This window comes from Agriterribacter humi, from assembly GCF_009192765.1.
Lineage (GTDB): Bacteria > Bacteroidota > Bacteroidia > Chitinophagales > Chitinophagaceae > Agriterribacter > Agriterribacter humi.
Genome location: NZ_VOHQ01000006.1, coordinates 49,775 through 70,901, shown reverse-complemented (window position 1 = coordinate 70,901; position 21,127 = coordinate 49,775). Strand labels below are relative to the sequence as shown.

At 40.6% G+C, this 21,127-nt stretch carries 18 protein-coding genes; 5 read left to right on the top strand and 13 right to left on the bottom strand.

Annotation, left to right across the window (positions count from 1 at the left end):
• Nucleotides 1–143 precede the first annotated feature (143 nt).
• Nucleotides 144–1,700, top strand: a complete 1,557-nt coding sequence (locus tag FRX45_RS11915; protein WP_152268658.1) for a hypothetical protein — start codon at nucleotides 144–146, stop codon at nucleotides 1,698–1,700.
• Between the two features lie 151 nt (nucleotides 1,701–1,851).
• On the opposite strand, the gene FRX45_RS11910 is transcribed toward FRX45_RS11915, so the two are convergent.
• From FRX45_RS11910 to FRX45_RS11890, 5 genes are all read right to left on the bottom strand, one after another.
• Nucleotides 1,852–2,196: a hypothetical protein gene (locus FRX45_RS11910; RefSeq protein WP_152268657.1), complete on the bottom strand. Its 345-nt coding sequence runs from the start codon at nucleotides 2,194–2,196 to the stop codon at nucleotides 1,852–1,854.
• On the bottom strand, nucleotides 2,193–2,996 hold the full coding sequence (locus tag FRX45_RS11905) for a type II toxin-antitoxin system antitoxin SocA domain-containing protein (RefSeq protein ID WP_152268656.1): 804 nt from the start codon (nucleotides 2,994–2,996) through the stop codon (nucleotides 2,193–2,195). The genes FRX45_RS11910 and FRX45_RS11905 overlap by 4 nt, the downstream gene beginning before the upstream one ends.
• A gap of 109 nt (nucleotides 2,997–3,105) precedes the next feature.
• The gene (locus tag FRX45_RS23710; protein WP_152268655.1) at nucleotides 3,106–4,287 is read right to left on the bottom strand and encodes an FG-GAP repeat domain-containing protein; all 1,182 of its coding nucleotides are present in this window, start codon (nucleotides 4,285–4,287) and stop codon (nucleotides 3,106–3,108) included.
• A 296-nt stretch (nucleotides 4,288–4,583) separates the two neighbouring features.
• On the bottom strand, nucleotides 4,584–5,402 hold the full coding sequence (gene murQ / locus FRX45_RS11895) for an N-acetylmuramic acid 6-phosphate etherase (protein WP_152268654.1): 819 nt from the start codon (nucleotides 5,400–5,402) through the stop codon (nucleotides 4,584–4,586).
• A 60-nt stretch (nucleotides 5,403–5,462) separates the two neighbouring features.
• The gene (locus FRX45_RS11890) at nucleotides 5,463–6,308 is read right to left on the bottom strand and encodes an N-acetylglucosamine kinase (protein WP_152268653.1); all 846 of its coding nucleotides are present in this window, start codon (nucleotides 6,306–6,308) and stop codon (nucleotides 5,463–5,465) included.
• 61 nt (nucleotides 6,309–6,369) lie between these two features.
• On the opposite strand from FRX45_RS11890, the gene FRX45_RS11885 reads away from it, so the two are divergent.
• Entirely contained in the window at nucleotides 6,370–7,971 is a 1,602-nt protein-coding gene (locus FRX45_RS11885; RefSeq protein WP_152268652.1) for a S41 family peptidase, read from the top strand.
• 2 nt (nucleotides 7,972–7,973) lie between these two features.
• On the opposite strand, the gene FRX45_RS11880 is transcribed toward FRX45_RS11885, so the two are convergent.
• Nucleotides 7,974–8,270 (bottom strand): hypothetical protein, encoded by a 297-nt coding sequence (locus tag FRX45_RS11880; protein ID WP_152268651.1) that lies wholly within the window; start codon nucleotides 8,268–8,270, stop codon nucleotides 7,974–7,976.
• Between the two features lie 71 nt (nucleotides 8,271–8,341).
• Between FRX45_RS11880 and FRX45_RS11875 the strand changes: the two genes are divergently transcribed.
• On the top strand, nucleotides 8,342–9,703 hold the full coding sequence (locus tag FRX45_RS11875; RefSeq protein WP_152268650.1) for a pyridoxal-phosphate dependent enzyme: 1,362 nt from the start codon (nucleotides 8,342–8,344) through the stop codon (nucleotides 9,701–9,703).
• Nucleotides 9,704–10,498: 795 nt separating this feature from the next.
• Entirely contained in the window at nucleotides 10,499–12,301 is a 1,803-nt protein-coding gene (locus FRX45_RS11870) for an ABC transporter ATP-binding protein (protein ID WP_152268649.1), read from the top strand.
• 30 nt (nucleotides 12,302–12,331) lie between these two features.
• Here FRX45_RS11870 and FRX45_RS11865 read toward each other — a convergent pair whose 3' ends face one another.
• Together FRX45_RS11865 and FRX45_RS11860 are read right to left on the bottom strand one after the other, a co-directional pair.
• Nucleotides 12,332–14,176 carry an ATP-binding protein gene (locus FRX45_RS11865; protein WP_152268648.1) on the bottom strand — a complete coding sequence of 615 codons (1,845 nt, stop codon included), beginning with the start codon at nucleotides 14,174–14,176 and terminating at the stop codon, nucleotides 12,332–12,334.
• A gap of 309 nt (nucleotides 14,177–14,485) precedes the next feature.
• A complete protein-coding gene (locus FRX45_RS11860; RefSeq protein ID WP_152268647.1) occupies nucleotides 14,486–15,664 on the bottom strand; it encodes an acetyl-CoA C-acyltransferase in 1,179 nt (392 codons plus the stop codon).
• Nucleotides 15,665–16,210: 546 nt separating this feature from the next.
• On the opposite strand from FRX45_RS11860, the gene FRX45_RS11855 reads away from it, so the two are divergent.
• Nucleotides 16,211–17,293 (top strand): quinone-dependent dihydroorotate dehydrogenase, encoded by a 1,083-nt coding sequence (locus tag FRX45_RS11855; RefSeq protein ID WP_152268646.1) that lies wholly within the window; start codon nucleotides 16,211–16,213, stop codon nucleotides 17,291–17,293.
• Here FRX45_RS11855 and FRX45_RS23295 read toward each other — a convergent pair.
• From FRX45_RS23295 to FRX45_RS11835, 5 genes are all read right to left on the bottom strand, one after another.
• On the bottom strand, nucleotides 17,267–17,419 hold the full coding sequence (locus tag FRX45_RS23295; protein ID WP_193311676.1) for a hypothetical protein: 153 nt from the start codon (nucleotides 17,417–17,419) through the stop codon (nucleotides 17,267–17,269). The genes FRX45_RS11855 and FRX45_RS23295 overlap by 27 nt on opposite strands.
• A gap of 150 nt (nucleotides 17,420–17,569) precedes the next feature.
• A complete protein-coding gene (gene rimM, locus FRX45_RS11850) occupies nucleotides 17,570–18,091 on the bottom strand; it encodes a ribosome maturation factor RimM (RefSeq protein ID WP_152268645.1) in 522 nt (173 codons plus the stop codon).
• A 92-nt stretch (nucleotides 18,092–18,183) separates the two neighbouring features.
• On the bottom strand, nucleotides 18,184–18,618 hold the full coding sequence (gene rpsP, locus FRX45_RS23840; RefSeq protein ID WP_152268644.1) for a 30S ribosomal protein S16: 435 nt from the start codon (nucleotides 18,616–18,618) through the stop codon (nucleotides 18,184–18,186).
• Nucleotides 18,619–18,720: 102 nt separating this feature from the next.
• The gene (ffh, locus tag FRX45_RS11840; protein WP_152268643.1) at nucleotides 18,721–20,040 is read right to left on the bottom strand and encodes a signal recognition particle protein; all 1,320 of its coding nucleotides are present in this window, start codon (nucleotides 20,038–20,040) and stop codon (nucleotides 18,721–18,723) included.
• A 152-nt stretch (nucleotides 20,041–20,192) separates the two neighbouring features.
• Nucleotides 20,193–21,068, bottom strand: a complete 876-nt coding sequence (locus tag FRX45_RS11835) for a sigma-70 family RNA polymerase sigma factor (protein ID WP_226805298.1) — start codon at nucleotides 21,066–21,068, stop codon at nucleotides 20,193–20,195.
• Nucleotides 21,069–21,127: the final 59 nt, after the last annotated feature.

Here is a 21,127-nt window from a genome sequence, read left to right as displayed (position 1 = left end):
TCGGATATTTGCTATCCGGTCACGAATGTAGTGGTTGATAACAAAGGAATAAAACCAAATTAAACATTATATTACGCTGTGCAAGCCGGTGTTTTTTTGTTAAAAACCTTTATGGTTAAGGGTTTTAAAGAAATTTGATTACGATGCCCAAACGATCTACAGACGAACTGTTCCAGTTGATTAAATCCCTAGAAAAGGCTGAAAAGCGGAATTTTAAGCTTTTTGTGCAACGGAATGCCACCAGTTCAGATATGAAAACCGTTCAATTGTTCGATGCATTAGATAAGCTGGAGGATTACGACGAGGAGTCGCTGTTAAAACGCAATACAGACATTAAGAAGCAGCAACTCTCCAACCTTAAATCGCACCTTTACCGCCAAATACTGGCCAGCCTCCGGATATTGAAAGATGACAATAACATCCAGCTCCAGTTGCATGAATTAATGGACTATTCCCGGATTCTTTACGACAAAGGGCTTTATCTCCAAAGTTTAAAAACCTTAGACCGCGTAAAGGAATATGCCAAAGAGCAACACCAGCTTACCTACAGGCTGCAGGCATTGATTTTTGAAAAGAAAATTGAGGCGTTGTACATTACCCGCAGCATGGAAAACAGGGCGGAAACACTGGCAAAAGATGTAGAAGAAGCCGGTGATAAGCTCACCATGATGAACAGGCTGTCCAATCTTTCCCTTCAATTATACAGTTGGTATATCAATCTTGGGCATGCCCGCGATGGTAAGGACAGGATGGCGATCAAAGCTTTTTTTGAATCCAATCTCCCGGCGGCCGCCGGCCTGTATAGTGGTTTTTATGAAAAGCATTATCTCTATGAAAGTTATTGCTGGTACGGGTTTATTTTGCAGGACCTGCTCATGTATTATCGCTATTGCCAGAAATGGGTAGATGCTTTTGAACAGGAACCTTTGATGAAAAAAGTAGACACCCCCTTGTATATTAAAGGCCTGCACAATTTGCTGAATGCCCATTTTGTATTGCAGAACTACGACAAGTTCAATATGGTGCTTGATAAGTTCGAACATTTTTATCATTCCAAACAGGCCAACAGCAACGACAATAACCGGGTGCAATCTTTTATTTATTTATATACGGGAAAACTCAATAAGCATTTCCTGGAAGGCAGCTTTACTTCGGGCTTAAAGATCATTCCTGAAATTGAAGAGAAGATCGGGGAATTCAGGTTAAAGATGGACCGGCACCGCATTTTAGTATTCTACTATAAAATAGCCTGCCTGTACTTTGGCAGCGGTGACAATGAAAAAGCCATTGAATATCTTAACCGTATTATCAACTGGAAAGTAGACCTGCGTACAGACCTGCAATGTTATTCCAGGTTATTGCATCTTATCGCGCACTACGAACTGGGCAATTACGACCTGTTAGAATACTTAGTGAAGTCGGTGTACCGCTTTATGGCTAAAATGCAGAACCTGAGCGTGGTGGAGGAAGAGATTTTCCGCTTCCTGAGAAAATCATTTCATCTGGATAAGAAGCAGGTTAAAGCTGCATTTATCGCGCTAAAAGCAAAGTTAGAAAAATACAAAGACAACCCGCTCGAAAGCCGCTCCTTCATGTATTTGGATATTATTTCGTGGCTCGAAAGTAAGATTAAAAATGTGCCGGTGCAGGAAATTATGCGGGAAAAGTACAAGACGGCAACGGGTACAAAGAAAAGGTGATTTCAGGGCATTGAATTTATTAATGAACCTGGTACGTGAGACAGGTACCGGGGCAGTGGAAACCATTAGATTTCATTATTAAATGAAGCAATTTTTTCCTGCTTTTGCTGACCATTCTTTACCTGAGTTTTCTAAATTTTCATGATATTGTTTATTTAAAATTGTTTAAAATTCTTTGTTTGTCCTCATTCTCTTTATCGTTCTTATGATAAAGTTCAATGAATGCTATTTTTTGTTCTTTTTCAAAGTGAGCATAAATTAGTCTCAATCCGGAATTTACACCTCTACCTTTTAATGCTTTACACGCAATCTTTTTTACTTTAATAACACAAGTTTCCAAACCCAAATTATCAATACGAAAACTAAACGGTGGTTTTTCATGTGGTGTTACTTCTAATACTTTTTTCACCACGTCCAAATCATCGTTAAGCGTTCTGTATTTTTTTAAAAGGCTTTTCAAATCCTTCTTAAACTCCGCAAGTTCATCAAAAGTCATTTTTCTTCAATTTCGTCTCCGTAATTTCTTACAGAGAAGGGAGCATCTCTGTAAAAAGCCAATTCGTAATTTATTTCTTCTCCTTCTTTAGATGCCAACCAAGGCATATCCTGATGAGAATAATTGCTTATGGCAGCCGCACTCCAATCACTTAGTTGCTGAATAACCTTATCAATGACTTCTTTTTCGCTGGCTTTCAGTTCGGTTAAATCTGCTTTCACAAGCGGAATGTAACGGGTTTGAATTTTGTCAAAGTAGTTGGTTTTAATTCTTTGTATTTGCCCGCTTCCCATCATTTGAGTAATGATAGCATCCAACTTTTGCGGAACAGGACCATAAGGCAGCTTTCGGTATTTAGCGCCAGTTAAATGTTCCTCATACAGCTCATAATAATTAAAGTCGGAAAAATAGAGTAGCTTATATAGCACCGTTTCACCGACATTTGGTTTACCGGCACATCTTTCTAAAATATAAAGGAGGACATTCTTAAATTTATTGACCCGTAGCGTTGGGACAGAAATACGCTCTTCTGTTTTCTTTGCCTTTGCTTCGGCTTTAACTTCTGCATCCTGACTAACTGAAAAATCTTTAGACACAAAATCATCCAAAGAAAAACCCAGCATCATTGACAAGCGTTGCAGTTCAAGAACATCAACAGTTCTGTTACCCAACTCTATTTGAGCCAAAGAAGGTCTTGAAATCTTGACACTTTTCGCTAAATCTTCTTGAGATAACCCCTTCATTTTACGAAGTTCAGTTATCCTTTGACCAATTTGTTTTTGTGACAGTTTTGTACTCATATCATTTGTTAATTACAAGTGAACTGAGCAAAAATAATTATTGTTTTAAAATGAAACAAATAATTGTTCTAATTTTATCAACAAGCGATTACCCCGTCCCATTTCCCTTCTATTCCTGCTCAAAATAATACACACCATTTTTATTACCGATAACAATATCCGGCTTACCATCCTTATTCATATCTTCCGTAATGAACTGTATGCCCACTCCCGAATTGTTATCAATGAGATGACGTGCCCACACGGGCCTGTTCTTTCCATCTTTCAATAATTCAAACCAATACAATACCGCAGGTTCCAGTCCGCCGGGTCCCTTGCCCTGGTGAGAGAAAAATCGTTTACCGGTGATAAAATCCGGCAGGCCATCGCCGTTAACATCCTGCAATACGATGCTATGGCCTTCAGAAAAAGTGGTGTCAATGGCATGCGTTTTAAAAGCGATCTGCCCTTTACCATCACGTATCTGTTCATGCCACCATACGCCATAATCATGCGCAGAGCTGGTAAGCACATCATTATCGCCATCGCCATCAAAATCATAAGTGATCATTTGCGCGCATGATGCTCCCAAATCAGCCTCATGAAATATCCAGGGAAAGGTTTTCGTGTCTTGGGGCGCTTCCCACCAGCCGCCGCGGATCATCACGTCTTTAATACCATCGCCGTTAATATCTCCCCAACCCAATCCGTGCGAAAACATGCCAACACCTTTGGCATTTGCTTCGCTTATGGGATGCCGTTGCCAGCTCACTTTATTGTTTTTTACCACCGTGCTGAACCAGGCCATTTGTCCAAGCTTTTCATTCCCAAATACCAAATCCGTTTTGCCGTCATTATTAATATCAACCGCCATTGGCGATTCGTTGGAAGCGATGGAATCAATCAGGTATCTTTTCCAAAGCATATCAGCACCTTTTGGATTTTCGAACCAATACACTTCTTTACCCGGGAAATCGAAACAAATCAAATCCATCCACCCATCTTCATTTACATCAATGGCAAAATTGAGGAAGGAATCGCTGTACCCTTTGGTGTAATCAAATTTTTTGTGCTTCCATATATCATGCGCCTTCCAGTCCGGTGCTTCAAACCACCTGGCGCCGGCTATGATATCCATTCTGCCATCCTTATTAACATCAGCTACGGTAGCGGCTTCTGTATAAAATTCATCCCACAAATGATATTTTTTGAACCTAACATCGTTGCCTGCTGTTTGTGATACGGCGTGAAGGGAAACCAGGCATAACAGGCATAGTCCAATGGCGCAGATATTCTTTTTTTGTTCAAACATAACGTACAGGTTTATGATTTATGGCAATCAGCTATCAGTAGTCAGCTTTCAGCATTCGGCTTTCAGGTGATTAACTACTAACAACAGGATGAATACCTGAATGCTGAGTGGTGAGTACTACACAGGTTGCAGGGAAAAATTAGTTTCAATATTGGATTTATCGTTTATGGTTGTATGGGCGTCGGATTTCGAAATTCAGGCTTCGGATTTAACTTTATTTGTCATTGGTAGCATGTCCGCCGTGGCACGAATCATCTGTATATAATTTGTTTTTTGCGATTCGGTTCTTAGTGCTTTTACCCACCTGCCGATTCCATGGCTTTCTTTACACTCCCATATTTTACCAGCAGGGCTTTGGCTTTGGTATAATCCGTACCCGGTAATTTTTCCATCAGCATTTTAGCGCCTCTGTCCAATAACTTTTGGTTGCTCAACTGCATGTTCACCATTTTATTATCTTCTACCCTGCCCAATTGAATCATAATAGCAGTGGAGATCATATTGAGCACCAGCTTTTGGGAAGTGCCACTTTTCATGCGTGTGCTGCCTGTTACAAATTCGGGGCCTACAGCCAGTTCAATAGGATAATCGGCTTGCTTTGTTAAGGGTGATCCGGGATTGTTGGTTATACAACCTGTTATAATTCCATTTTCGCGGCAGTTTTTTAATGCGGCTATTACATAAGGCGTGGTACCACTTGCCGCTATGCCTATTACCACATCTTTATTATTTACATGGTGTTTTTGCAAATCGTCCCATCCCTGGGTAAGGCTATCCTCTGCAAATTCAACGGGCTGTGTCATCGCTTTTTTTCCGCCTGCAATTATGCCAATAACCAGGTTGGGCGATACGCCATATGTAGGCGGACATTCGCTGGCATCTACTATAGCCAATCTCCCGCTGGTTCCGGCGCCAATGTAAAACAACCTGCCGCCCGCCAGCATTTTGTCTACAGCAACTACCACTAATCTTTCAATTTGCGGAATCATTTTTTCTATAGCATAGGGAACTGTTTTATCTTCATCATTGATATGGGTAAGAATTTCGGCAACAGGCATTTTTTCGAGGTGGCGGTAAGCAGAAGGTTGTTCCGTGATCTTTATAAAAGATGCCATAAGCTATATTAATTACAATGGATGTATAGTGATAAATATAACATTTCATTACATCTAAGGTTACTGATGATACACAGCAAGTCCTTCCATCGGGTTTTTTAATATTTTCCCCATTGTAAATTCGTACGACCGGCAAAGTTCTTTCAGCACATCCTGAAAATAATACGACACTCCGCCAACAAAACTGACAGGTAAAGTCCAGCTTTCCCTGAATTTACAAATATGATGAAAGAAGAAATCATTTAGCGCATCCTCTATTATATTTTCAATCATATAATGCCCGCGATTTTCAGATAAAAAAGGAGTAAAAGATGCCAGGTAACGGTTGGCCAGCGGCTTTTTGTATACACTTTCCAGGATGTCTGTAGTGCCTATATTGTATTTGATATTAAAACGTCCCGTCAGTTCCTCATCGAAAGTATTATATAAATAATATTGCAATACCTTTTTACCGAGATAGGCCCCGCTGCCTTCATCACCCAGCACATAACCCAATCCGGGTTTATTGATCACTATTTTTTTCCCGTTGTAATAGCAGGAACTGGATCCGGTTCCCAGAATACAGGCTACACCTTTATCGTCGGCATATAACGCCCTGGCTGCCGCCATCACATCATGTGTAACTTCAACCTTAGTTAATTCTTTAAAAATATTTTTTATGGATCGCTTTACGATCTGGTTATTGTTGGGGTTTATGCATCCTGTTCCATAATAGTAAACTTCATCTACTTTTATACCCTTAAGGGAAGGAAGCAATTCCTTTTCCAGTATGTTCGTTATTTGAGCGGTATCAAAAAAATAGGGGCTGATCCCCTGGGTAAAAATGCTCTTTTTCTTTTTGCCCTGCAATAAACACCATTCGGCCTTAGTTGCCCCGCTATCGGCTATCAATTTTACAGATGACATCTTTAATTGAACTTATTTCGTGAAATTCGTGCTCTCAAAGATAATATACAAATACAGACTGATGGTTAATAATAAATTAAAGCTCTGGCTGCCGCTGATCTTTTCCATAGTAATGATTGGCGGAATGTTTCTGGGATATAAGATGAAAGAAAAAATGCCGGTTACAGCCCGTTTTTTTTCTGCCGAGCGAAAAGGAACAGTTCAGGAAGTGCTTGATCTTATCTCGAAAAGATATGTTGATCCTATACAAACCGACACGCTTGCCGATGCCGCAATTGAAGAAATGCTGAGCCACCTGGATCCTCATTCCATCTTTATTCCATCGAGCGATTTACAACAGGTAAATGAAGATCTTGCGGGCAAATTTGAAGGCATTGGCATTGAGTTCAATATTTTTAATGATACCATTCACGTACTGAGCGTGCTTAAAGGCAGTCCTTCGGAAGATGCCGGTTTACATCCCGGCGACAAGTTTTTAAAAATAGGCGATTCAACTGTAGCAGGCAACAACACCGATTCCGATGAAGTAAAACAATTGCTCAGGGGTTTACATGGCTCAAAAGTGCAGGTTACCCTTCTTCGTGGCAGGGAGATAAAGCAGTTTACGATTACCAGGGGTATTATTCCGCTCTACTCGTTAGACGCAGGTTATATGATTGCCCCGGCAACGGGTTATATCCGCCTCAACAAATTTTCTGAAACCACTTACGAGGAATTTATGGAAGCCATGCAAAAGTTAAAAGAAAATGGCGTAGAGAAATTAATACTCGACCTGCGGGGCAACGGTGGCGGTATTTTGCAGGAGTCTGTAGAGATTGCCGATGAGTTCTTAGATGGCAATAAGCTCATCGTTTACACACAGGGAGACCACGTAAAAAAGCAGGAATTCAGGGCAAGACGGGAAGGAATCTTTGAAAAAGGAAAATTAATAGTGCTGATAGATGAAGGATCTGCTTCTGCCAGTGAAGTGCTTACCGGCGCTCTACAGGATTGGGACAGAGCCGAGGTAATTGGCAGAAGAAGCTTTGGAAAGGGGCTGGTGCAGGAGCAATATAACCTGAATGATGGTTCTGCTTTACGGTTAACCATTGCCCGTTATTATACCCCGCTGGGGCGTTCTATACAAAAGCCATACGATAAAGGCATTGAAAGTTATAATGAAGAATTATACGATCGTTATCATAATGGTGCATTGATCAATGCCGACAGCAATAAAATGGCTACGGGTGAGCCGTATCATACACCAAAGGGCAAATTGGTATATGGTGGCGGCGGTATAACGCCGGATGTTTTTGTTGCTATGGATACAACGGGCATTAGTAATAAAGTAGCTCAATTGTATACAAAAAACACTATTGGAAATTTTGTATACCGGTATTATGTAGATCATATTGATCATTTTAAATTATTTGCAAATCCTGCTGATTTCGAAAAAGGATTTGATATCCGCCACGGCGGACAGGTTTGGAATGCATTTGCCGCATTTGCATTACACGACAGTATTAAAATAAATACCATGCCTGCAGCAGATACGCAATTTATAATACGCAGACTGAAAAGCCTGTTTGCGCGGCAGCAGTGGCGGAATGAAGGATTTTATGAAGTAAACAATGCAAAGGATCCGATGGTTATAAAAGCGCTGGAGGAATTGAATGAACAGTAAATTTAAAAAGGAAAATCAACAGGAAAGCTGGAGGCGCCTATTTGCACCGTTCCTTTTTTATCGCATTCGCCATTTCCAAAATCCAATACCGGCGTAGTAGTATCTATCTTAAATTCAATGTTTCCTTCAGTAATATCTCCGCAACTCATTTTACTGATCAATGGTTCAACTATCTTTCCATTCATTGTTCCTTTGTCTGACGCTATAGCTATATTGCCCGTAATGGAATACATATCATCATTTACTGCAAAAACAGTTTTCCCGCCTTTTGTTTGTTTAACACTTGCTTTTAAAGACATAAAGTGCCTGTTCATAATAAAGGACACAAAGCCTTTGAAATTGTATCTTTACTGCAACAGAAAATTATAGCATGACTATTAAAAACGATATACTCGAAACCATTGGTAATACGCCCTTGATAAGATTAAATAAAATAACCAAAGGGCTACCCTGTATGGTAGCTGCAAAAGTGGATTATTTTAATCCCGGTAACTCTATAAAAGACCGGATGGCGCTGAAGATGATTGAGGTGGCGGAAAAGGAAGGCAAACTAAAACCCGGCGGCACCATCATTGAATGTACCTCGGGCAATACTGGTATGGGGCTTGCCTTGGTGGCCAGTGTAAAAGGATACAAATGCATTTTCACTTCTACCGATAAACAATCCAAAGAAAAGTTTGATATACTGAAAGCCGTAGGAGCCGAAGTAATTGTTTGTCCTACTAATGTTGAACCGGATGACCCTAAAAGCTATTATTCTGTTGCCAAAAGATTAGCGAAGGAAATTCCCGACTCCTTTTTGTGCAATCAATACGATAATCCTGCCAATCGCATAGCGCATTATGAAACTACGGGCCCGGAAATATGGGAACAAACAGACGGCAAGATTACACACTTAGTTAGTACGGCCGGTACGGGAGGAACGGTTACAGGAACAGCGATGTACCTGAAAGAGAAAAATCCGGCAGTTAAGATCTGGGCAATTGATGCATATGGATCCCTGCTTACAAAATATTTCCGCACCGGAAAAATTGATATGACAGAAGTACACCCTTACATATCAGAAGGTTTTGGTGAAGATTTTGTTCCTGAAAATTTCGACATGCGGGTAATTGATCATTTTGAGCAGGTTACAGATAAAGACGGAGCCTTAATGGCCAGACGGCTGGCCAAAGAAGAAGGTCTTTTTTGTGGTTATAGTGCAGGTAGCTGCCTGCAGGGCTTATTACAGTTAAAGCATCTTTTAAAAAAAGACGACCTGGTAGTGTGCATATTTCACGACCATGGCAGTCGTTATGTGGGCAAGGTTTATAATGATCAATGGATGCTGGAAAGGGGATTTCTTGAAATTAAAACCTTTAAAGATATTATAATCGGAAAAGGCAATCAGCCTATTGTAACGGTTAAGCCTAACCAAACCGTGGCAGAAGGATTTGAACTGATGAAAAAATATGATATTGAAAACATACCGGTAATGAAAGACGGATCCCTTGAAGGCTCTGTATCGGAAAGTGGCTTATTCAGTAAAATGTTTGCTTCGCCCGATATTAAAAACCAGGAAATAAGCAAAGTGATGGAGCCGCCCTATCCTATTGTGTCGTATGATACACCTGTTGAAAGATTGGGCAAACTGATCAATAAAGACAATGGAGCCATATTAAGCAGGGATGAGACAGGAGATTTACACATTATAACTAAATACGATATAATACAATCTCTTACCAGGGGCTAATTTTGAGCTTTGGTATGATTCCTTATCAATTACGCTCAAACGCTGTGTAACAGCCCATTTCATAAGTTTATATTTTCCTTTTTTAACTGCCGCTTAGTAGTTGTACCTGCAATGGGAATGGTATATACCCGACAAATATTTAGCAGGTTTACGTATCCAGTCCGTAAAAACATAACATAAAAAATGGGGAAAAGCGCTCTTGCACGGTGGATAACTGGTTAGTATTTTTGTTTTGAAGTTGATTGATGAGGAAGCTACGCCTCAACCGTCCAAAAGTCCTGAAAACCGTCCTGAAAAAAATTGAATTCCAAATCCTTTGAAAAGGGTAGAATAAAATCCAATATCAATCAACTTTCTTTTTGTTGTTAAACCATATTGAATAATAACCCAATACCATAGAGGAAACCAAAAACCTATATCCAAAGAAAAAAAGTTCAGTTCCTAAAACCGAAAGATCTTATCAAAATCCAATTTCCACGACCTGAAAAACCGCCCCGAATCGAATCCAATATTGCAAAACCTGAAACAACAACCTTGGACAACGAAATTGAATTGAATTGATTATTACTGTTGAACCAAAGTCCAATCCTGCGAAGCCCATCTAATCTTAGTAGGCTCGATTAAAAAGATTCCTCCACCTGTTTTTGGGTGGAGGTTTTTATTTTGTAGAACTTGTTCTACTTCCTCTTTAAACCCATTTTCACATTTCCCAGCCATCCTGTCACAAAAATGAAATTTGTACATAATTTGATGTAATAAGTCTTTTCCGGTCGTAATCTCTTATTACTTTTAAGTATGAAAATTCTTTTCACTTACCTGAAACCATTTAAATGGCTGGTATTGCTGGTGCTGGTATTGGCTGCCATGAATATAGGTTTTTCCTTATTTGACCCAATCATTTTTGGCAACTTAGTGAACCTGGCAAATGACTATGCCAAAAATCCCACGGGCTATGCATGGTCTGATTTTTTTACGAAACCTTATAATAGTGTTCTGTGGCTGCTGCTTGCTTCAATAGGTGTTGCCATGATCAGCCGCATAGCAAAGAACTTCCAGGACTATTTTTTGAATGTTGTTATCCAAAAATTCGGGGCAAAAGTATTTACAGAGGGTTTGCAACACGCCATGAAGCTTCCCTACCAGGAATTTGAGGACCAGCGCAGTGGGGAAACGCTTAGCATTTTGCAAAAAGTAAGAACAGATACGGAAAGATTCATGTCGTATTTCGTAAATGTGCTTTTTACTGTAATAATAGGCATCGCTTTCGTAGGCGCATTTGCTTTTAGCATTCACTGGTCATTGCCTCCCATTTATTTTGGTGGCATATTTTTGTTGGTCATCATTACCAATCTCCTCAGTAAAAAAGTAAAAACCATTCAAAAAAACATCGTTGCGCAAACCAATTCTCTTGCGGGAGCTACCACAGAGTCATTGCGCAACATTGAACTGGTAAAGAGCCTTGGACTTACCCACCAGGAAGTAAGCCGTTTAAATACAAATACCTACAAAATACTGGGACTTGAGATCACTAAAGTAAAACGCATACGCAGCATCAGTTTTATACAGGGCACATTTGTAAACACATTGCGCCAGGTAATCTTGTTCATGCTGCTCTGGCTGATATTTAAAGACAGAATGAATGCCGGTCAATTGGTAACCATGCAGATCTTTTCTTTTTTTGTTTTTGGTCCTTTGCAGGAAATAGGAAATATTATCCTTTCGTATCGCGAAGCGGAAGCCTCACTCATTAACTTTCGAACATTAATGCAGAAAAAACCGGAACCACAACCGGATACGCCTTTACACCTAGGCGAAATCAATACACTCGAATTCAGAAATGTTGCTTTTAAACACCAGACCGCCCAGCAAAATGCCATTGACAAAATTAGCTTTAATGTACGAAGAGGTGAAACCATCGCCTTTGTAGGTCCCTCAGGTGCGGGAAAATCTACACTCATGAAATTATTGGTCGGACTTTACCGGCCAAAGGAAGGCAAAATATTATACAACGACATTGACGAAAGCTCCATTAATTATGAGGACATGCGTAACCAGATTGGTTTTGTTACACAGGACACCCAATTGTTTGCAGGTACTATTAAAGAGAACCTGTTATTTGTAAATCCGGCTGCCAGTGAGCACGACCTTTTAGATGCATTAAATAAAGCTTCCTGCAGCAATTTACTGAGCAGGGCCGAAAAAGGAATAGAAACAATGATAGGAGAAGGGGGATTAAAATTATCCGGGGGCGAAAAGCAACGTTTATCTATCGCCAGGGCTTTATTGCGTCATCCAAGGCTGCTTATTTTTGATGAAGCTACGTCCGCGTTGGATTCACTTACGGAAGAAGAAGTTACCGGCACCATCAGGCAGGTATCCTCCCAGCGTAACCAGATCACCATACTCATCGCCCATCGTCTTTCTACTATTATGCATGCCGACAGGATTTATGTACTTGAAAAAGGAGAAATAGTGGAAAAGGGCACGCACGAATCGCTGGTAGACGAAAAAGGATTATACTATGCTATGTGGAGGCAACAAATCGGGGAAAGGAAAAAACCGGTCACCCTACAGGAGGCTCCTGCCGAACCCGTCTAAGAAGCATTGCTTCTTTTTTCAGGATTGCATTTATTTCTGAAGGATTACAGTAAACAGGCTTCCTTTACCGGGCTCGCTTTCGCACAATATTTTCCCGTTCAACTCTTCCACCAGCCTTTTAACAATAGACAGGCCCAGCCCGGTGGAGTATTCGCCCTCCGTGGGCATGGAAGAGATTTTCCTGTATTTGGAAAAGAGGTATGGAATATCTTCTTTGGCTATTCCTACGCCCTCATCTTCTACTTTAATATGAATCTCATCTGTTGTATCCAGGAGGCTCACCAAAACCTTTTTGCCGCGGGGCGTAAACTTAATGGCGTTGCTCAGCAAATTTTCACAAATCCGGCTTATAAGATGACGATCGCTGATCAGTATTACAGGCTCATTTCCCGCGGTATATAGTATACTAATTTCTTTTTGCTGCGCCTGTGGCTGGTACATATTTACAATATCATCTAAAAAAGCATTCACATCCAACTGCTCCAGGTTTAATGTATGATGTTTAATTTCCTCTTTTTCGATGTACAGAATATCTCGTATTAAAAGCTCTCCATTATCTGCCGATGACTGAATGCGGTAGAGTGCCTTTTTCTGGTCTGCAGTAAAATTAGAAACATCCGATAATAATATCTGGCTCCACATTTTTATGCTGGTAAAAGGCCCGTTCAAATCATGAGAGACTACGCTGATGAGAGAATTTTTTTCGGCATTAAGCCGGGCAAGTTTACCATTCTGTTTTTGTATCAACTCATTTTGCTTTTTCAGCAGGTTATTCTTTCTTCTTATAAGCAGTAAACTAATAAAGGCCGAAACAGCCAACGCCGCTATGCCCAATGCCATAAAAAGAATATTCCTCTTTTCGAGTTTTTGCCTGGCGATTTCAAGTCCCAGCATTTTGTTTTGCTGCTCCTTTTGCTTCAGGTTATATTTTTCCTGCAGTTCAGCAACAGTGTGTAACGTACGCTGGTTAACCAGGGCCGTATCCAGCGTATGCCAGTCCGTAAAATGTTTGTAGGCCGACTTATAATCACCACGAACAGAATAATATTTAGAATACAGGAGATGAACGTCCGCTTCTTTCTTTTTGGACCCCTGGGATTTTGCCATATCAAAAGAAAGATCAATGTATTTACGGGCCGAATCGAAATTTTTCTTTTCAATATATACATCTCCTATATTCAGGCAGTCGTACCAGAGCATCTCCCTGTCGTTATTGGCAATATTTGCTGAATAGTTGAGCTTAAAAAAATGAAGGGCTTTATCCCATTGCTTTTTGTGAAACCATGCGTTTCCTATGTTGTTGTATACAGAATGAAGATCAATGTGAAGATTGTATTTTTGGGCAACGCTTTCTGCCTGCTCCAAATAAAATAAAGCACTGTCCGGATATCCAAGGCGATTATAAATGGAACCGAGATTGGAACTGTTTGTAAATATGGATGAGGCCTCCTTTCGCTGTATGGATACCTGGAATGCTTCCTTAAAAAAATCTCTTGCTTTTTGAGGCTGATCAATATTGTTATAAGCCATGGCAAGATCGCTTAAAGCAGCAGCTTCGTACTCATTTTTTTTTAGCACCCTTGCCTGTTCGAGTGCCTGGTAATAATAATTTATTGCTGAATCGTACTCTTCCCTGAATTCCTGGTAAATTCCTTTAAGCCTTAACGACAATACAGCTCCTTTATTAAAGTCCAGCTTTTTTGCTTCTCTATCAATATAATCCGCATAAAACAGAACAGAATCTGCTTTAATGCTGTTAAAATCAAGTACGCGATCGTATAATGCCTTTAAATAGGAGGTATCTTCCTGGGCTGAGGCTGTTTGGCAAAAAAAACAAAAGAACAATACGTACAATGCTGTGGTGAAGCCTCTCATGCTGAGTAAAAGATATTGGTTTGGAGTATCATCCCGTTAAAAGTAATTTATCCGGTTAAACTGACCGGCTACTTTTACTGTTCCTTCATCCCTGGTAAAGATAAGATAAACATATTATAAGTTTTACAACATTGCTGCAAGGCTCAAAAGGATCTCAATGCGTATTATTTTACTTTTACCACCGGTTTTACCTGTTGATACGTCCCATTATTTTACAGGATTATACCAGGTACAGACATAATAAAACCCGGAAACATATCCCGGGTGTAAAAACAAAATCCGCTTAATCTTTATTTGAGGAGTTATTATTTAGCTTATATTTTCAATTATTCCCGCAATTCCCTGGCCTCCGCCCACACAGGCAGTTACAATACCGTATTTCTTATTCAAACGTTTCATATCGTGCGTAATTTGTATGGTAAGTTTACAGCCGGTGCAGCCTAAGGGATGTCCCAAAGCAATAGCGCCACCATTTATATTTACAATCTCCGGATTGATATCCAGTGTACGGATTACAGCAAGCGATTGGGAAGCAAAGGCCTCATTTAATTCAACCAGGTCAATATCATTCAATGACATACCCGCCTGTTTCAATGCTTTCGGTACCGCCTCAATTGGTCCTACGCCCATAATCCGCGGATGCACGCCTGCAGAAGCGCAAGCTACCAATCGGGCCCATGGCTTAAGTCCTAACTCCTTCACCATATTTTCACCCATCACAATTACAAAAGCGGCGCCATCGCTGGTTTGAGAAGAATTTCCCGCTGTTACTGTTCCCCCGGCAGCAAAAACCGGTTTTAATTTTGACAGCACTTCAACTGAAGTATCCTTGCGGGGCCCTTCATCGGTATCCATAACATAGCTCCGGGTTTGTCTTTTTCCTTTATCATCCACATATACGTCTTCAACTGTTACCGGTAAAATGCCGGTTTTAAAATACCCATTCCGAATGGCATTAATGGCCTTTTGGTGAGAGCGATATGAAAATGCATCCTGGTCTTCACGGTTCACATTATATTCTTTGGCAACAGCCTCCGCTGTTAGTCCCATACTCAGGTAATAATCAGGTTCATCTTTGGCAATAGAATAAGCCGGAACCGGTTTCCAACCCGCAGTTGGCACAAGACTCATACTTTCGGTACCGCCCGCAACAATGCACTCTGCCATGCCGGTGCGGATTTTTGCTGTTGCAATAGCAATGGCTTCCAAACCAGAAGCGCAGTAGCGGTTTATCGTCATTCCCGGCACTTCAATACCCAATGCGCGGGCAGCGATGATCCTGCCAACCTGTAATCCCTGCTCGGCTTCAGGAACAGCATTTCCCACAATTACATCATCAATTCGTTTAGCTTCCAGCTGGGGTACAGAAGCGAGCACATTTTTGATCACTTCTATAGCAAGGTCATCGGGCCGGGTAAAGCGAAATCCTCCGCGTTTGGATTTTCCTACAGCCGTACGAAAGCCTGCAACTATATATGCATCCTGCATGGTATTTGAGTTTAGTTGTTTATGCAACTTTGTAGTTCAAAGATAAATGTTCCGGATATGGATACCAAAATCTTACCGGGCGCTTTTATTGTGTAAACCGGTTAATACCTGCTTTTATTGCCATAAAAATTTGATTATTAATTCGAGATGGAGCACATGGCACAAGAAACCCCCGCTCTTTTCCTATGTCTCATTCTTTCGCCAAAACGGGGTTCCACTTTCACCCTTTACACCGCCCCCGCCTGGTGTTGTCACCAGCGGGATAGCCAATAAAAATAAAAAAAGGCTGTTTTAAAATTTCTGCTTTTAATGTAACTTTCGCTTCTTTCATATCTCTACCAAATCAAATATCGGCTCTTGTTGTTGGTGATGCCGACACAAGTTGCCCATCCCACGAACAGCAACAACGGCGACAAACATAAAAAAAACCGTCTTTTGACGGTAGCAAAAAGTGTGGTTTTGACGGTAGCGATACGCATCCTCTCCGTTCCCGTCAGGACAGAAAGTTTATTATGCTCCGTTTCCTTTATTAACTTCGCGCCGGTTATGTATACACTATTACGCAAGATCCTTTTTCTTTTCCCGCCCGAGCGGGTACATTATTTTTCTATGAACGTATTAAAGGGTTTATGCAGCGTGAAATGGATAAGGGATTTTATCAAAGGATATTATACTCCCCCAAAAGATGACCGTTTGGTTACCGTTCTTCATACCCGGCATTCGTCACTCATATTTTCCAACCCGGTAGGTTTGGGGGCCGGTTTTGATAAAAATGCAAGGTATTTGAGAGAACTGGAATGTTTGGGATTTGGTTTTGTTGAAATAGGAACGGTTACACCAAAGGCACAGGCAGGAAACGATAAACCAAGACTGTTTCGTTTACCCAAGGACAAAGCCCTGATCAACAGGATGGGGTTTAATAATGATGGGGCGGCAGTGATTGCTGAAAGACTGCGTAAATGGAAAAGCAGGCAGCCTTCCGCAAAAAACACGTTACCATTATTGGTTGGAGGGAATATTGGAAAGAATAAATTAACCCCTAATGAAGATGCATGGAAAGATTACGGGATATGCTTTACCGCTTTGTTTGATTTTGTTGATTATTTTGTAGTGAATGTTAGCTCACCCAATACGCCGGGCTTAAGGGCATTGCAGGAAAAAGACGCACTCATGAAGATCTTGTCAAACCTGCAAAGCATTAATAAAACAAAACCAAATCCCAAACCTATATTGCTGAAAATTGCACCCGATTTAAGCGATGAGCAAATTAATGATGTTATAGATCTCGCTGAAGAAATTCAATTGGATGGTATAGTAGCTACAAATACTACCATTAGCAGGCAGGGATTAAATACCGCTGTATCCGCAATTGAGGCTATAGGTGCGGGAGGAGTAAGCGGGAAACCGGTACAACAAAGATCAACGCAAATTGTGCAAAAAATTACCCAGCAAACAAATGCAGCAATACCTGTTATTGCCAGCGGCGGCATTTTTAATGGTAACGATGCCATGGAAAAAATGCAGGCCGGTGCAACTTTAGTGCAGGTGTGGACAGGCTTTATTTATGAAGGACCGGGAATTGTAAAAAAGCTGTGTTCAGATTTAATTTTTGGTAACTTTTTCCGTTAATGCAGCCTCAATCGGAGCTTTACTCCCATCGCTTTTCTGAACATCACGCAGCGCATGTAAAACTACTATAGCAACTATAACCAGTAATAAGGTAACAAGACCAGACGGATTATTTTTGCGTTTCATATTGTGAAAATTCTATTGATTTATTTTTACTCCTTCTATTCAACAACAGCTTTATGCATAATAGCAACTATTAGGCCAACACGGTATCCTTGGTACATTAAATTATTGGAAGGAAGTGTATGTTACAGGAGAAATTTAAACCTCTTTGAATTAACCGTTTCTATAAATTTCAAGTAATCCATCCGGAAGATCAACAAACACTTTCCGGTTTTTATTATCCACCCGTTGCAATGTTTGCGCATGCAGGGGTATTAGTATTTCTTTTTCTCCAAACATAATTTTACACAGCACCTGGTGGGGTTGTTCTATTATTTCATCTATTTCACCAATATCTTCATTATTATGTATTAAATGATAACCCAGTAAAGAAATAGGCGCCGATTTAGCAGCAAATTTTTTAAAATCCTTTTCCTCCATCCATATTTCTTTCTGTACAATTTTTAAAGCCGCTTCACGTGAAGTAATATCTTCAAGTTTAAGGTATATTTCCTTTTCACTTTTTATGCGTGAGGATTGAACAAAATAAGGCAAAAAAGAAGTTTTTCGTTCTTCAATGAAGATGGCTTCTATGCTTTTAAGCGAGGTTTTTTTTCCCAGGCTGTGCAACAGGATCATCTCGCCCTCTAATCCAAACGCCGAAACAACTTTTCCTATTTTAAAATATTCGGGCATTACATGAATTCAAATTTTTCTGCAAAATTGCAATAAAAAAAGCCCTGCAATAGATGCAAGGCAATTTAATTCAGTTGAAGAAAACTTTATAATCAGTTACCTTCTTCTTCTTTTTGTTCAGTTCTCCTTGGTGCAACAGGTCGTCTTGGCCTTCTTGCTGTAGCGGCTTCTTCCTGTTTTTTTCTGATGTTGCCTTCATGTTCTTCGTGCCATTTCTGGAACTTGCCCATAGCAGTTGCTTCATCAAATAAACCTAGGCTTACACCACGCAGCAAATGTTTGAGATACAAAACTCCTTTGTAAGACAAAATGCGGCGGACGGTATCTGTTGGCTGAGCTCCTTTTTGCAGCCAGTCCAGTGCTTTTTGCCTGTCTAACTGAACAGCAGTAGGTTGCCCCAATGGATTGTAGGTGCCGATCTTTTGGATGAATTTTCCATCCCTTGGCGCACGGGCATCGGCTACCACTATAAAATAGAAGGGTCTCTTCTTGCTCCCGTGACGTTGTAGTCTGATTTTAACAGCCATAAAAAATAAACATTTTAAATGGGTGATGCATTATGGTTTCTTTCTTAAGGTTTGCGAAGATAAGTCTTGCAAACTATTTACAAAAATTAAAAGTACAAAAAATCAACGTTTTCCCAAACCCATTCTTCCCATCGGCATCTTATTCATCATTTTCATCATTTGTTTCATTTGCTCAAACTGCTTCATGAACTGGCTTACTTCTGTAAGATCTTTTCCGGCTCCTTTGGCAATCCGTGCCCTGCGGCCCGGGTTTATTACATCCGGGTTGGCTCTTTCAAAAGGAGTCATAGAATTGATCATCGCTTCTATGCCTTTAAAGGAATCATCGCTAACATCAATATCCTTTACGGCCTTTCCCATGCCGGGTATCATCCCCATCAAATCCTTAATATTTCCCATTTTCTTTATCTGCTGCAACTGGTCCAAAAAATCCTGGAAGTCAAACTGGTTCTTCCGCATTTTTTTCTGCAACCTGGCTGCCTGCACCTCATCAAACTGCGCCTGGGCCTTTTCTACCAAAGTGGTAATATCACCCATTCCCAGAATCCGCTGCGCCATCCTTTCCGGGTAAAACACATCCAGCGTATCTAATTTTTCCCCGCTGCTGATGAATTTTATAGGCTTTTTAACGGTGTACTTTATTGACAGGGCGGCGCCACCGCGGGTATCACCATCTAATTTAGTAAGTACTACTCCGCTGAAATCAAGTCTTTCATTAAAAACCCTGGCCGTATTTACCGCATCCTGTCCTGTCATGGAATCTACAACAAAAAGAATCTCCTGGGGTTTTACAGCATTTTTTATACTTTCTACCTCCTGCATCATAATTTCATCTACTGCCAAACGCCCTGCAGTATCTATGATAATGACATTCTTATTCCTGCTCCTGGCCTCTTTTACAGCATTTTGTACAATGGCTACAGCATCTTTATTTTCGGGCTCACTGTATACTTCAACGTTGATCTGCTCTCCTAATATTTTTAACTGATCAATGGCTGCGGGGCGATAAATATCTGCAGCAACCAGGAGCGGGGACTTTCCTTTTTTTGTCTTAAGATAATTGGCCAACTTACCGCTGAATGTAGTTTTACCACTTCCCTGTAATCCTGCAATCAAAATAACCGCAGGATTTCCGGTAATATTAAACTCACTTTCAGAACCGCCCATCAGTTCTGCCAGTTCGTCCTTTACAATTTTAACCATTAACTGACCGGGACTTACTGCCGTAAGTACTTTTTCCCCGAGTGCTTTGGTTTTTACCGTATCGGTAAATTCTTTTGCTATCTTATAGTTCACATCAGCATCAACCAGTGCACGGCGAATATCCTTTACCGTGTTGGCGATATTCAACTCATTAATTCTCCCCTCTCCTTTAATTTGTTTAAAGGCTGAATCTAACCGTTCGGACAATGACTCAAACATACAATTGCTTATTTAATCATTCTTAAAAGAAGCGCTAATGCAGGTTCAATTACAAGTATGCATTCGCTTTTTCCACATAAAAAAAGTGAACAGTATCAAATTGTTCACTCTTGAAAACGTTACAAAGTTAAGCAAAGTAACGATGAGTAGAATTATGTGCCCAAATAAGTTTTTAAAAGTTTACACCTGGAGGTTGTTCTGAGCTTGGTGATTGCCTTATCTTTTATCTGGCGAACCCTTTCACGTGTCAGATTGAACCTTTCACCTATGTCTTCAAGGCTCATGGGGTTATCGAAGCCTATGCCGAAGAAGAAACGTATCACATCCTGCTGACGGTCGGTTAAGGTGTGCAGGGATCTTTCAATTTCCTTCTTCAATGATTCGTGATGGACTATTTTCAGGTCAACACTGTCGGCATTGGGATTCTCCATAACATCAACCAGGGTACTGTCCTCCCCATCCGACAATGGAGTATCCATACTTACATGCCTTGCAGCTACCCCAAGTGTGGCCGAAATTTCGTCGGAATCTATATCCAGCAAATCTGCCAGTTCTTCTGCAGAAGGTTCCCGTTCATATTCCTGCTCTAATTGCTGAAAAGCCTTATTGATCCGGTTGGTAAGCCCTACCTTGTTAAGCGGCAAACGAACAATACGTGATTGCTCGGCCAATGCCTGTAAAATGCTCTGGCGGATCCACCATACCGCATATGATATAAATTTAAATCCTCTTGTTTCATCGAAACGCTGTGCAGCTTTGATGAGTCCCAAATTACCTTCGTTAATAAGATCCGGAAGTGATAAGCCCTGGTTCTGGTATTGCTTGGCTACAGAAACCACAAAACGCAGATTGGCTTTGGTAAGCCGGTCCAGCGCTTTCTGATCGCCTTGCTTAATAAGCCCCGCCAGCTTAACTTCTTCTTCAGGGCCAATCAGTTCTACCCTACCGATCTCCTGCAGGTACTTTTCAAGACTCTGAGACTCACGATTGGTAATGGACTTCGTGATTTTGAGTTGACGCATACTCATACGCAGGAATATTTAAGAGGTTTAATAGAAATCATATATATACGGATTTATCTATAAAA

Bases quoted from the DNA above. Each gene is read 5' to 3' on its own strand.
- FRX45_RS11880 (WP_152268651.1), bottom strand. From the start codon at position 8,270: ATGTCTTTAAAAGCAAGTGTTAAACAAACAAAAGGCGGGAAAACTGTT.
- rpsP (WP_152268644.1), bottom strand. From the start codon at position 18,618: ATGGCTGTTAAAATCAGACTACAACGTCACGGGAGCAAGAAGAGACCC.
- FRX45_RS11885 (WP_152268652.1), top strand. From the start codon at position 6,370: ATGGTTAATAATAAATTAAAGCTCTGGCTGCCGCTGATCTTTTCCATA.
- FRX45_RS23710 (WP_152268655.1), bottom strand. From the start codon at position 4,287: ATGTTTGAACAAAAAAAGAATATCTGCGCCATTGGACTATGCCTGTTA.
- ffh (WP_152268643.1), bottom strand. From the start codon at position 20,040: ATGTTTGAGTCATTGTCCGAACGGTTAGATTCAGCCTTTAAACAAATT.
- FRX45_RS11865 (WP_152268648.1), bottom strand. From the start codon at position 14,176: ATGAGAGGCTTCACCACAGCATTGTACGTATTGTTCTTTTGTTTTTTT.
- FRX45_RS11915 (WP_152268658.1), top strand. From the start codon at position 144: ATGCCCAAACGATCTACAGACGAACTGTTCCAGTTGATTAAATCCCTA.
- FRX45_RS11905 (WP_152268656.1), bottom strand. From the start codon at position 2,996: ATGAGTACAAAACTGTCACAAAAACAAATTGGTCAAAGGATAACTGAA.
- FRX45_RS23295 (WP_193311676.1), bottom strand. From the start codon at position 17,419: ATGAAACGCAAAAATAATCCGTCTGGTCTTGTTACCTTATTACTGGTT.
- FRX45_RS11855 (WP_152268646.1), top strand. From the start codon at position 16,211: ATGTATACACTATTACGCAAGATCCTTTTTCTTTTCCCGCCCGAGCGG.
- FRX45_RS11875 (WP_152268650.1), top strand. From the start codon at position 8,342: ATGACTATTAAAAACGATATACTCGAAACCATTGGTAATACGCCCTTG.
- FRX45_RS11860 (WP_152268647.1), bottom strand. From the start codon at position 15,664: ATGCAGGATGCATATATAGTTGCAGGCTTTCGTACGGCTGTAGGAAAA.
- FRX45_RS11870 (WP_152268649.1), top strand. From the start codon at position 10,499: ATGAAAATTCTTTTCACTTACCTGAAACCATTTAAATGGCTGGTATTG.
- FRX45_RS11835 (WP_226805298.1), bottom strand. From the start codon at position 21,068: ATGAGTATGCGTCAACTCAAAATCACGAAGTCCATTACCAATCGTGAG.
- FRX45_RS11890 (WP_152268653.1), bottom strand. From the start codon at position 6,308: ATGTCATCTGTAAAATTGATAGCCGATAGCGGGGCAACTAAGGCCGAA.
- murQ (WP_152268654.1), bottom strand. From the start codon at position 5,402: ATGGCATCTTTTATAAAGATCACGGAACAACCTTCTGCTTACCGCCAC.
- FRX45_RS11910 (WP_152268657.1), bottom strand. From the start codon at position 2,196: ATGACTTTTGATGAACTTGCGGAGTTTAAGAAGGATTTGAAAAGCCTT.
- rimM (WP_152268645.1), bottom strand. From the start codon at position 18,091: ATGCCCGAATATTTTAAAATAGGAAAAGTTGTTTCGGCGTTTGGATTA.